This window comes from Hoeflea sp. BAL378 (assembly GCF_000759435.1).
Taxonomy (GTDB): domain Bacteria; phylum Pseudomonadota; class Alphaproteobacteria; order Rhizobiales; family Rhizobiaceae; genus Hoeflea.
In genome coordinates this window covers 82,126-94,188 of sequence record NZ_JRJG01000006.1, presented here as the reverse complement: position 1 = coordinate 94,188, position 12,063 = coordinate 82,126, and the positions used below count along the sequence as shown (strand labels likewise).

Sequence of the window (12,063 nt, the reverse complement as noted above, 5' to 3'; positions counted from 1 at the left end):
GGAGGTTGGAGATGGAAGCTGTCGTGGAATTGCGCAATGTGCGCGGAACCCGCGCCGCCATGGGCTGGGCCGGCGGGCATACGGTGATCATCGACCGGCCCGAGGGCCGCGCCGGCGGCATGGGGCTCGGCTTCAATGGCGCGCAGATGCTGGGCCTGGCGCTCGGCGGCTGCTTCTGCAACGACCTGCGCTATACGGCCGAGAAGATGGGCGTGGATCTCGACACGGTCGAAGTCACGGTCAAGGTCACCCTCGAGGGAGAGCCGCTGGTGACCACCGCCGCGCATATGCAGGTGTCCTGCACCCGCACCGATGGCGGCGATTGCGCCGAGGTCATCGATCGCGCAAGGGAGAGCTGCATGGTCAGCAATTCGCTGCAGCGGGGCGTCGCGGTGTCGATCGAGAGCCTTCTCCCCTGACCCGACCCCCGTGCTCCGCCAATTCATGCAGCACCGTCACATTTCCGTCTTAACGCTTTGTTAACACTGTTCCTGCAAGCTGTTTGTCAGCAGCGGTCTCTTCGAAGATCGCTTATAAGTCGCGTGAGCACGGATGTACTGCCACGCGGCTTTCGCTTTTTCCGCTTCCCGGTTTTCGCCAAAGCCTTCGCCCGCGCCGGGCGACCGGCAGCGCCGCGCGGCCTTTAGCTGCCGCGATAGGTCGAGTAGCTGTAAGGCGAGATCAGCAGCGGCACATGATAATGGGCCGAGGTGTCGGCGATGCCGAAGCGGATCGGGATGACGTCGAGAAACGCCGGCTCCGGCAGCACGGCGCCGGTCGAGCGCAGATAGTCGCCGGCGTGAAACCTGAGCTCGTAAACGCCCCTGGCGATGTCCGTACCGGTGAGCAACGGGGCATCGACCCGGCCGTCGTCATTGGTGCGCACGGTCTTGACCGGATGATGGTCGAGGCCGTCGACCCGCACAAGCTCGATCACCAGTCCGCCGGCGGGACGGCCGCGGGCGGTGTCGAGAACATGGGTGGTCAGGCGTCCGGTGGGAAGCGGCTGGGCGGACATCTTCGTCTCCTCTCTCTTGCGGCCCCCGCGCATCAGGCAGGATGCGCAGAGCTCGCTGGAACAGCGTCAATCAGGGTTTGGTAATCACATAGGGCGCCGGATAGCCGATCTCCTCGAGATTGTCGCCCTCGCCTTCGCGGTCCACCACCAGGAACTGGCATATCTGGCCCACCGCGATCAGCGGGTGATGCCAGACGTTGCGGCCATACTGCACGCCCATGTCCCGGGGCACCCTGAACGCGCGCGGCTCGCCCGGCCTGCCGTCCTCATCGGGGGCGACGACGGCGATCCATTCCCGGTTCGACAGCGGAAAGAACGCCTGGCTGCCGAGCGGATGCCGCTCCATCATCCGGATCTTGTAGGGAAACTCGCGCGGCTGGCCGCGGAAGACCGACAGGATGGCGCGCCCGCCCTGGCCGCCGGTGTCGGCCATCGCCAGCGCATGGAAGCGCTCGGTGGTGCCCTCATTGATCAGGCGCCGTTCGGCCGCGCCCGGATCCATCACGGTCCCGAACGGCGCGAAGGCCTCGGCGGTCAGCGGTTCGAGTTCAAGCTCCCGCATGGCGTTCACCCCTCCGCCAGGATGGCGGCGATGCGGAAGCCGGCGATCTTCTCGACCTGGGCGCAGGCGGTCTCGAACTCGGTTTCCCGGTCATGGCCGATGCGGGTCTCGAAGGCCGCGAGAATATCCTCCTTGGTCAGTCCCTTGACCGCGATGATGAAGGGAAAGCCGAACTCGCGCACATAATGGGTGTTGAGGTCGGTGAAGCGGGCGTGTTCCGCCTCGCTCAGCCGGTCGAGCCCGGCGCCGGCCTGCTCGGATTTCGAGTGCTCGGTCAGTTCGCCGGCAATCGCGAGCTTGCCCGCCAGGTCCGGGTGGGCCAGCAGCACGGCGAGGCGCTCGTCAAGGGTCGCGCCGCGGAACTCGGTGCAGAGAGCCTCATGCAACGGCCCGGCCCGCAAAGGCTCGGCAATATGGCCCTGATCGAAGGCCCGTTCGGCGATCCAGGGCGAATGCTCGAACACGCCGCCGAAGGTTTCGATGAATTTGTCGCGCGTGATCATCGGACGCCCTCCGGATGGTGATGCTTGTGCCAGTGATTGGCGATGTCGATGCGGCGGGTGACCCAGGCCTTGTCGTGGGAGGCGACGTAGTCGAGGAAGCGCGCCAGCGCCGCGGCGCGGCCGGGCCGGCCGACGAGCCGGCAGTGAAGCCCGACCGACATCATCTTCGGGCTGCCCGCCGCACCTTCGGCCATCAGCACGTCGAACGTGTCCTTGAGATAGGTGAAGAACTGGTCGCCCGAGTTGAAGCCCTGCGGCGTGGCGAAACGCATGTCGTTGGCGTCGAGCGTGTAGGGCACGATCAGGTGCAGGCCGTTCGGCCCCTGCACCCAGTAGGGCAGCTCGTCGGCGTAGGAATCGGCGGAATAGACGAAGCCGCCCTCCTCCATCACCAGCTTGAGCGTGTTGACCGAGGGCTTGCCCTGATAGATCCCCAGCGGCCGCGACCCGGTCACCTCGGTGTGGATGCGGACGCAGTCGGCGATGTGGCGCCGCTCTTCCGCTTCGGAGAAATCCTTGTATTCGAGCCAGCGAAGGCCGTGGCTGGCGATCTCCCAGCCCGCCTCGTTCATTGCCGCGACCGCTTCGGGATTGCGCTGCAGGGCGAGCGCCACGCCATAGACCGTGACCGGCATGCTGCGCTCGGTGAACAGCCGCCAGAGCCGCCAGAAGCCCGCGCGCGACCCGTATTCGTAGATCGATTCCATGTTCATGTTGCGCTGGCCGGGCCAGGCCTGCGCGCCGACGATTTCCGACAGCAGCGATTCGGATGCCGGATCGCCGTCGAGGATCGAGCTTTCGCCGCCTTCCTCGTAGTTGACGACGAACTGGACCGCGCAATGGGCCTGGCCGGGCCATCGGGGGTCCGGCGTCCTCCGGCCGTAACCGATCAGGTCGCGGGGATATGGTGTCATGCTCATCAATGCGTCCTATCTCACCTGCGCCGAACGGTACCAGCCCGGCCCCAAAAGTCGAGACCGGGACTTTGAAGAAAAACCGCAAGCTGTTGCGGCAATTCAGCCCGCGGCGGCCTTACGGGCGGCCTTGGCGGCGTGGTGGTCGACGGCGAAGCTCAGGGGGGTCTCGGGACCCTCCATTCCGGTGATGGCCGCGACGAGGCAATCGGCCATGCGGTGGGCGATGCCGAAGCTGATCTTGAAGCCGCCGGTCATGGCCAGAACCCCGGGCGCGCCAGGAACCGAGCCGAGCATCGGATCGGTGCCCACCGCGCGCGGGCGCACCCCGGCCCAGCGGCGCAGCACGGGGGCATGCTTGATGAGCGGGCAGAGCTTGCGCGCCCTTTTGACGATCTCGTCGAGCTGGTCGTCGGTGCCGGACGGATCGTCGAAATCCCGTTCGCTGGTCGAGCCGATGGCGACATGGCCGTTCTCGTGGACGATCACATAGACGCCGTCGTCATAGACCAGCGGCAGATCGGGCGACGCCCCGGCGTCGAGCAGCGCCGCCTGGCCCTTGACGCCGCCGCCGAGCGAGCCGGCCGGAAGGCCCGCGGCGCGTTCGACCAGCGCGAAGGCGCCGACGCCGTTGGCGAGCGCGACATGGCCGTAGCTCACGCTGGATCCGTCGGACAGGCGGGCCTCGTGCGCGTGGTGCGCGATGCCGACCACGGCTGCGCCCAGGCGCAGCTCGACATTGGGCATCACCGCAAGGCGCGACAGCAGCGCGCCGATCAGGCCCGGCGGCGACAGCCGGGCGGAGAGCGTTTCGCAGACCACGCCGTGCGGGGCGCGCAGCATGTCGGGCCAGCCGCTGCGGTCGGGCGTGTGGTTGACCTCGTAGCTGAAGCGCGGCCCCCAATTGGCGCGGGCGTCGGCCGTCCGCTCGATCGCCTCGGCGCGGCCGCGTTCGGAAGTCAGGGGCAGGATCCGGCCGACGCGGCGGTAACCGCAATAGGCGCCGGTGTCCGATTCCAGCCGGGCGATCTCGTCCTCGAGATCCACCAACGCGCGAAACTGGAAATCCTTCTTGCCGTTCCAGCGCTCGGGGCTGTGCGGCATCAGCGCGCCCAGGAACCCGCCGCTGGCGCCGCAACCGGGCGTGCCGGGCTCGACCAGCATGACCGACAGTCCGGCGCGCGCCGCCTTCACCGTCAGCCACAGGCCCGCCACGCCGGCGCCGGCGATCAGCAGATCGGGAGCAGCTTGACCGCCGCGCACCACGCCGCTATCGGCAACACCCATGATCGATCCTTCCGCCCCGGACGACGCCGCCGCCGGACAGCCCGCACGGCTGTCCTGGCATGACGGCGATATGCCCTATTCCGAGGAATTTGGCGACTTCTATTATTCCCGCGCCGACGGACGGGCCGAATGCCGCCATGTGTTCCTGGCCGGCAACGGCCTGCCGCAGCGCTTCGCGGAGAGGCCCGGCTTCGTCATCGGCGAGCTCGGATTCGGCACAGGGCTCAATTTCATCGAGACCTGGTCGGCCTTCGAGACGGCGGCCCCCGAAGGCGCGCGGCTGGAGTTCCACTCGTTCGAACTCTCCGCGCTCTCGCGCAGCGACATGGCGCGCGCGCTGTCGGCCTGGCCGGATCTCGCGGAACGCACCTCCCGGCTCACGGCGGCCTGGCCCGATGCGCCCGCAGGCGACATCCGGCTTGAGTTTCAGGACGCCGGGCGATCGGTCGGCCTCCTTATCCATGCCGGACCGGCGCTGGAGCGGCTTCAGGCCGCGCGGCTTGACGCGGACGCCTGGTTTCTCGACGGGTTCTCGCCCGCGCGCAACCCGGACATGTGGTCTCAAGAGCTGATGCGCCTGGTGGCGGCGCGGACCGCGCCGGGGTGCACCTTCGCCACCTATTCGGCGGCGGGCTGGGTGCGGCGGAACCTCGAGGCAGCCGGGTTCGCGGTGGAAAAACGTCCCGGGCATGCGGGCAAGCGCGCCATGAGCGCGGGAATTCTCGCCGGCGCCGCCGTCAGCCCTGGCTGATGCGGGCCGAAATGTCGGCGGGCAGCCATTCGCGGATCTTCGCCTCGAGCTTCTCCGGGCTGATCGGCTTGGACAGGTAATCGTCCATGCCGGCCTCCAGGCACCGCTCGCGGTCGCCGGTGAGCGCATGGGCGGTGACGCCCACGACCGGCGTGCGGCCGAGCGAAGGATCCTCGGCCTCGGCCTTGCGGATCGCCTGCGTCGCCTGATGCCCGTTCATCACCGGCATGGAGACATCCATCAGGATCAGCGCCGGACGGTGGCTCCTCCACAGCTCGAACGCGCTGCCGCCATTGTCGGCGATCTGATAGCGCACGCCCAGATCCTCGAGGATCTGCGTGAAGACGATCTGGTTGACCTCGTTGTCCTCCGCCACCAGGATGTCGAGACGGCTGTGCGGCGAGGCAGGCGCGCGGGTCTGCGGCTCGGCGCCGGAGGAATGCACCACCAGCCTGGGCGGCGTGGAGGCTTGAGCCGGAACAGGCGCCGCGGTCTTCGGCTTGGATGCCGCCGGAATGCGGGCCTGGCTCTGGGCCGAGACCTGTAGCACCTCGACAATGGTTTCGAGCAGGAGCGACGAGCGCGCCGGCTTCATCAGCGTCGCCTGCACGACGCCCTTCCGGAAGTCGGCCTCGGAGGACTTGATGTCCATCGAGGTCAGCATGATGATCGGCGGATTGTCCGGACCGAAAATCTTGCGGATGGCGCGGGCGGTCATCACGCCGTCCATGTCGGGCATGTGGTAGTCGAGGATGACGGCATCGACGGGAACATCGAAGCGGGCGGCCGCCTCCAGCACTTCGATGCCCTCCTGGCCGGAGACGGCGGCGCAGGCGTCAAAACCCCAGGCGGTGAGTTGTTCGTTCAGAATGGCGCGGTTGACGGGATTGTCGTCGATCACCAGGATCCTCGATCCGGTCACATCGAAGGGAGCGACACGGGCCTTGGGCGCGGTGTGGTCGACCGGCATCGACACCTCGATGGTGAACACCGACCCCTGGCCGACCGAGCTTTCGGCCCGGATCGTTCCGCCCATCAGGCTCACCAGCCGCGAGGTGATGGCGAGCCCGAGCCCGGTGCCCTCGTGGCGGCGGGTCGAGGAGGTGTCGACCTGCGAGAACTTCTCGAACACGGCGTCGAGCTTGTCCTGAGGAATGCCGATTCCGGTATCCTCCACCCGGAGCTTCATATCCAGCGTCCTGTCGGCATTGACGCTGCCGGTCAGCTCGATCAGGACATAGCCGGATTCGGTGAACTTGATGGCGTTGCCGGCGAGATTGGTGATCACCTGGCGCACGCGGCCCATGTCTCCGACGACGCGCGCCGGAAGCTCGGGATCGATGCGGACGATGAGCTCGATGTCCCTCTCCGCGGCACGGCTCGAGACCAGCGTCGCGACGTCCTCGACGGTCTCGCGGATGTCGAACGGCGATGCGTCGAGAACGAGCTGGCCTGCATCGATCTTGGAGAAATCGAGGATGTCGTTGATGATGGTCAGCAGCGCATTCCCGGACTTGACGATGATGTCGGTGAAGGTGCGCTGACGGGTGTCGAGGTCGGTCCGCGACAGCAGTTCCGCCATGCCCAGGACGCCGTTCATCGGCGTGCGGATCTCGTGGCTCATATTGGCCAGGAACTCGGACTTGGCGCGATCGGCGATCTCGGCCTTGCCCAGGAGCTCCTCGAGTTCGCCCTCGCGCGTCTTCGCGTCGGTGACGTCCGTGAAGGTGGTGATCATGGTGTTGTTGGCGGCGGGCTTGGCGTCGATCCTCAGCCACAGGCCTTTGGGCACCTGCATCTCGAGCGTATGGGCGATGCCGTCGCGGTGACACTTGAGAATATTGTCGATGTCGCCTTCGTCGGCGTCCTTGCCCTCCTCGCCGGGCAAGGCAGCCTGCTGGCAGAAGCGCAGATAGGCTTCCAGCGAGCTGCCCGGCGCCACCAGTTCCGCGGGGACCCCCATCATGTCCCTCAACGTGTCGTTGGCGAACTGGATCCTGCCTGCGCTGGTCACCATCAGGCCCTGCGCCATGGCGCCGGCAGCGCCTTGCAGCAGCTCGCTGGCGTATTCGGCATCCCTGCGGGCGAGCATCAGCTCCTGCTCCCGCTGCTTGAGTTCGGTGACATCGAAATAGGAGATCATCCGCTTGCCCTCGGACAGGGCGCGGACGGAATAGATCATGGTCCTGCCGTCGGCCCGCGCAAACTCGCGCGGCTCGACATATCCGGCGCTGATCTCTTCCAGCCGTGTCTTGATGTAGTCCTCGAACTTGTCCTCGGCCACCTGGTAGATGCCGTTGTGGCGGTTGACGTCGATGAGGCGCCGGAACGGCGCGCCCCGGTAGGAGTCGTCCGGCTTGATCTTCCAGATCCGGAAGAAGGCGCCGTTGACCAGCTCGACATTGTGATCCCTGTCGACAACGACCACGCCCATGTGCATGGCGTCGATGGCGCTTTCGAGGTCCGAGCGGTTGATTTCGGCAAGCCGCCGCGCCTCGAAGACTTCCTCCTCGCGGCGCCTCATCTCGCTCACATCGAGCGTGGTCCCCAGCAAATAGCGCCGGCCGGCGGGATCGGTGAAGCAGACCTTGCGGTCGATCAGCTTCAGCGCCTCGCCTCTTGCATTGGCGATGTCCGCGTCGCGCTCGATCACGTCGTGGCCTTTCATGACCTCGACATCGGCATCGCGCAGGGCTTGGCCGTGGTCGCCGAAGATCTGGAAATCGTCCCGGCCGATCATGTCGGCGCTGGAGATCCCGGTCAGCCTGCCATGGGCGCGGTTGACATAGGTGTAGCGGTAGTCCTCGTCCTTGACGAAGCTCGAGACCGGCATTTCGTCGAGGATGGCGCGGAACAGCTCGTTCTCGGCGACCTTGCTTTCAAGGGCGGCCTCGCGCTGCTTGAGATCGGTGACGTCGATCCGCAAACCCAGGACGCAGCCATCGCCAAGCCCCCGGTTGATGAGCCGGATCCAGCGGCCGTTCTTCAACTGCTCGACCGTCGCCTTGCCGAAGTCGCGATGCGCCGCGGTGCGCATGGCGATCCAGGCATTGCGGGCGGCGGGATCTTCGTCGGGACGGATGCTGCAGGTGACGTCGAGGACCGAGCGCAGGGGCTGGCCGACCGTGAGGCTGTAGTCGGGCGCGGTCAGCGCATCCATCGCCGGGTTGACGTAGAGCAGGACATCGTCGGGGCCATAAAGAACGATGCCGACTTCCATGCAGTCGAAGATCTCATTGAACCGGTTGAGCAGGGAACTCTCTGACTCAGCGCCTTCCGCCGGTGCGGACCGGCCGTCGCGCGGCGCCGCGGGATCGTTCCGGCCTGCTACCTGGTCCGGCGCGGCCCATTGCAGCACGCCGCCCTCCGGCAAGGGTGTGGTGTGCCACGGGCCGCTTGCGGTCTTGTGGGTGCGGCTTTCGGCGACAATTCGCCCCTGTCCGTCGAACACCGCGATCGGCTGGGCCGCGGCCTCGATCGCCGCCTGCAGCAGCTTGTGGTCGCCGCGCATGGCGGTGTCGTGAGCCGGGGCCTCCCCGGCGGGCGCGACGGGGGCCGGCGCCGCGGGCGCTTCGACGGCGGTCTTGGGCTTGTCCGCCTGACCGGTTTCGAAGCGCACGCCGGCGATGGGCTCGAAATGGCCGACGATGAAGGTCTTTCCGGTGGGCTGGCGCTTGCGGTGGATGCGCACGCGGTAGCGCCCGCCTTTCAGCGGATGGGCGAAGAGCGCGACCTGGTCCTTGCCGAAGACGAGGCTGCGGCGTTCCTTCTCGTCGCGGTCGTTCTGTTCGATCGAATCAAAATGCTGATGGCTCTGCTGGCCGATGAGGGAGGCGGGGTTGCAGTCCCACAGCTCCGCATAGGCGGGGTTGACGGCAACGTAGCGAAGTTCCGAATCCTTGACGAACGCCGGGTTCGGGTCGCTGCCAACCCGCGCGCATGCGTCCGCAAGCACGTCCTCACTGTCGGTACTTTCGAAGTCTCCCACCCGGCAAATCCCCGCTAATGCACGTTCCGGCCTGTGTCACCGCCTGCCATCTTGCATGCCGGCTTTAAATAAAGCGTTAACCATGGCGTCGAGACTAGAATGCCCTGCTTACGCGAGACTTGTCGGCGACACGCGTTGGCGGCGAGGCGAAAATATGCTTCCCGGGACGCCTTGCGGGAACGACGAGACCGGCATAGCGTCTCGCTCCATCGCGACCCGCGAGCGACCGACAGGGATCGCGCCGGGCAGGACAGCACCAGGACGGGGACAGGTTCAAATGAGCAGCTTTGACGACATCGTGCCCGCAGCCATCGAGAACACGGCGGGCGCGCCCGAGCGGCGCAGACGCGTCGGCGGCGGCCGCGGCGGAGACCGTGGCAAGGGCCGGAAAAGCCCGGCCACCCTGCGCTACCGGTCGATCCTCAACACCCAGGATCCGTCCCTGCTGTTGAGCGAGGAGGGGCTCGAGGCCATCCACGAGGCGTCGCTGAAGGTGCTCGAGGAGATCGGCATGGACTTCATGCTGGCCGAGGCCCGCGACCGGCTCAAGGCCGCCGGCGCCGATGTCGCGGCCGGCAGCGAGCGGGTGCGGCTCGACCGCGGCCTGGTCATGGACATGGTCGGCAAGGCGCCCGGACCGTTCACGCTGCATGCCCGCAATCCCGAACGCAATGTCGAGATCGGCGGCCGCAACATCGCCTTCGCGCAGGTTGCCTCGGCGCCCTACTGCTCGGACCGCGACACCGGCCGCAGGACCGGCACCCAGGAGGACTTCCGCAACCTGGTCAAGCTGGCGCAATCCTTCGACATCATCCACATGACCGGCGGCTACCCGGTGGAGCCCACCGACCTGCACGCCTCGGTGCGCCACATCGATTGCCTGTCGGACATGGTCAAGCTCACGGACAAGCCGTTCCATGCCTATTCTCTGGGCAAGGAGCGCAATCTTGATGCACTCGAGATCGTGCGCATCGGCCGCGGCATCAGCGCCGAGCAGTTGGAAGCCGAGCCGTCGCTGTTCACCATCATCAACGCCTCGTCGCCGCTCCGCTACGATGCGCCGATGCTGCAGGGCATCATCGAGATGTCGGCGCGCAACCAGGTGGTTGTGATCACCCCGTTCACGCTTGCCGGCGCGATGGCCCCGGTCACCATCGCCGGCGCGCTGGTGCAGCAGAACGCCGAGGCGCTTGCCGGCATCGCCTTCACGCAGATGGTCCGCGCCGGCGCGCCGGTGGTCTATGGCGGCTTCACCTCCAATGTCGACATGAAGTCGGGCGCGCCCGCCTTCGGAACGCCCGAATACATGAAGGCGGTGATGGCGGGCGGACAGCTCGCGCGGCGCTACGGCGTGCCCTACCGCACCTCCAACACCTGCGCCGCCAACACACTCGACGCCCAGTCGGCCTATGAATCGATGATGTCGCTGTGGGCCGTGGTCCAGGGCGGCGGCAATTTCATCATGCACGCGGCCGGCTGGATGGAAGGCGGTCTCACGGCCTCGTTCGAGAAGTTCATCCTCGACGTCGACATGCTGCAGATGGTGGCCGAGTTCCTGGCGCCGCTCGACACCAGCCCGGAGGCGCTGGCCATGGATGCGATCGCCGAAGTTGGCCCCGGCGGGCACTATTTCGGCACCGCGCACACGCTGTCGCGCTACGAGACCGCGTTCTATTCGCCGATCCTGTCGGACTGGCGCAATTTCGAGAGCTGGAGCCTCGCCGGCCAGCCGACCACCTATGACCACGCCAACCGCGTCTGGAAGGACACCCTGGCCAATTACGAGGCGCCGCCGCTCGATCCGGCGATCGAGGAGGAACTCGACGCCTTCGTCGCCCGCCGCAAGAGCGAGGGCGGGGTGCCGACCGATTTCTGATCAGGCGATGATCCGGGTCTTCCGGTTGGTCAGCCAGACGCCGATGACGACGATCACGGTGCCGAGGATCATCGGCACTGTGAGTTCCTCGCCGAACAGGAACCAGCTTTCGATGGCCACCGCCGGCGGCACCAGATAGGTGAGCGAGGCCGCCCGCGAGACCTGGCCGCGGCGGATGAGATAGAGAAGCAGCATGATCGAGACCAGGGAGAGGCCCAGCACCGACCAGGCCATGGCAAGCGCGAATTCCAGGTTCCAGTCGATCCTGAGCGGCTCGATCAGCAGCGCCAGCGGCATGACCACCAGGCATCCGCCGACATATTGCAGGGACGCGATCGCCCGCAGATCGCCTTCCTGCAGATGCCGCTTCTGGTAGAGCGTGCCGGAAGTCACCGAGGCCATGGCGACGACATTGACAAGGAGCGGCACCAGCGCGACCTGCATCATCGCCGCGTCGAGCGCGAGGACCCGCGGCAGGATAGCGACCGCAAGGCCGGCGAAGCCGAGCACCACGCCCAGTTTCTGCGGCCCGCTCAGGCGCTCGCCGACGATGTAGGGCGCCGCGATCGCGGTCATCAGCGGCTGCAGCGCCGCGATCAGGCCGGAGACGGACGACGGCACCCCTTGCGCGATCGCCCACCAGACGCCGCCGAGATAGAGACCGTGCAGAAACACGCCCGACACGACGGCGTGCATCCAGCCCGCGCGGGTGCGGGGCCAGGCGGCGCGGCTTACCATCGCCAGGACCGCGAACAGCACCGCGGCGATGGTGAAGCGGAGGCTCAGGAAGGTCAGCGGATCGGCATGCGGGCTCGCATATTTGGCGACGATCCACCCGGTCGACCAGAGCAGGACAAACACGGCTGGGGCGAGGCGATCGAGCGACATGAACGGGAACCTGAGGCTTGGGCGCCGGGGCGCGACCGGTGGGACAGCAAAGACTGAGAGGGGTAGCCCCGGCCCCGGCCCAGCGCAACCCCGGAGCCGGCCGGGCCTGAAAAACAGGCGGTGCGCCGCCGGCTGCTTGCTGCCTGAGTGCAACAATGGCCAAGAAAATATAAGTCGCTCCGCGAAATCGGTAAATTCTGCACGGTTCTTGCATTCTGAACCCTGATGCGATCTTATGATCTCAAAAGGGAGCTGAAAACACGTGCCTTTCGATGA

General features: G+C 66.8%; 10 protein-coding genes. 3 read left to right on the top strand and 7 right to left on the bottom strand.

The window, feature by feature from the left end; all coding sequences use genetic code 11:
- The first annotated feature begins 11 nt into the window (after nucleotides 1–11).
- A complete protein-coding gene (locus LL06_RS02390) occupies nucleotides 12–419 on the top strand; it encodes an OsmC family protein (RefSeq protein WP_035521687.1) in 408 nt (135 codons plus the stop codon).
- Nucleotides 420–643: 224 nt separating this feature from the next.
- Here the strand turns inward: LL06_RS02390 and uraH are convergent, their stop codons facing one another.
- The 5 genes from uraH to LL06_RS02365 all read right to left on the bottom strand — a co-directional run bounded on the left by uraH (nucleotide 644) and on the right by LL06_RS02365 (nucleotide 4,284).
- Complete coding sequence (gene uraH, locus LL06_RS02385) at nucleotides 644–1,018, bottom strand: hydroxyisourate hydrolase (protein WP_035521685.1); 375 nt, start codon at nucleotides 1,016–1,018, stop codon at nucleotides 644–646.
- Nucleotides 1,019–1,088: 70 nt separating this feature from the next.
- Nucleotides 1,089–1,580, bottom strand: a complete 492-nt coding sequence (locus LL06_RS02380; protein WP_035521683.1) for an ureidoglycolate lyase — start codon at nucleotides 1,578–1,580, stop codon at nucleotides 1,089–1,091.
- Nucleotides 1,581–1,585: 5 nt separating this feature from the next.
- Nucleotides 1,586–2,083 carry a 2-oxo-4-hydroxy-4-carboxy-5-ureidoimidazoline decarboxylase gene (gene uraD, locus LL06_RS02375; protein ID WP_035521682.1) on the bottom strand — a complete coding sequence of 166 codons (498 nt, stop codon included), beginning with the start codon at nucleotides 2,081–2,083 and terminating at the stop codon, nucleotides 1,586–1,588.
- Entirely contained in the window at nucleotides 2,080–3,003 is a 924-nt protein-coding gene (gene puuE / locus LL06_RS02370; protein ID WP_035521680.1) for an allantoinase PuuE, read from the bottom strand. The genes uraD and puuE overlap by 4 nt, the downstream gene beginning before the upstream one ends.
- Before the next feature lie 96 nt (nucleotides 3,004–3,099).
- A complete protein-coding gene (locus LL06_RS02365; RefSeq protein ID WP_052161130.1) occupies nucleotides 3,100–4,284 on the bottom strand; it encodes an FAD-dependent oxidoreductase in 1,185 nt (394 codons plus the stop codon).
- On the opposite strand from LL06_RS02365, the gene mnmD reads away from it, so the two are divergent.
- Nucleotides 4,283–5,035, top strand: coding sequence for a tRNA (5-methylaminomethyl-2-thiouridine)(34)-methyltransferase MnmD (gene mnmD, locus LL06_RS02360; RefSeq protein ID WP_035521679.1), 753 nt, complete (start codon nucleotides 4,283–4,285; stop codon nucleotides 5,033–5,035). The genes LL06_RS02365 and mnmD overlap by 2 nt on opposite strands.
- Here the strand turns inward: mnmD and LL06_RS02355 are convergent.
- Complete coding sequence (locus LL06_RS02355) at nucleotides 5,022–9,023, bottom strand: response regulator (RefSeq protein WP_152599469.1); 4,002 nt, start codon at nucleotides 9,021–9,023, stop codon at nucleotides 5,022–5,024. The two genes, mnmD and LL06_RS02355, sit on opposite strands and share 14 nt — an antisense overlap.
- Nucleotides 9,024–9,300: 277 nt before the next feature.
- Between LL06_RS02355 and LL06_RS02350 the strand changes: the two genes are divergently transcribed.
- Nucleotides 9,301–10,899: a trimethylamine methyltransferase family protein gene (locus LL06_RS02350; RefSeq protein ID WP_052161128.1), complete on the top strand. Its 1,599-nt coding sequence runs from the start codon at nucleotides 9,301–9,303 to the stop codon at nucleotides 10,897–10,899.
- Here LL06_RS02350 and LL06_RS02345 read toward each other — a convergent pair whose 3' ends face one another.
- Nucleotides 10,900–11,787 carry a DMT family transporter gene (locus LL06_RS02345; protein ID WP_035521677.1) on the bottom strand — a complete coding sequence of 296 codons (888 nt, stop codon included), beginning with the start codon at nucleotides 11,785–11,787 and terminating at the stop codon, nucleotides 10,900–10,902.
- Between the last annotated feature and the right edge of the window lie 276 nt (nucleotides 11,788–12,063).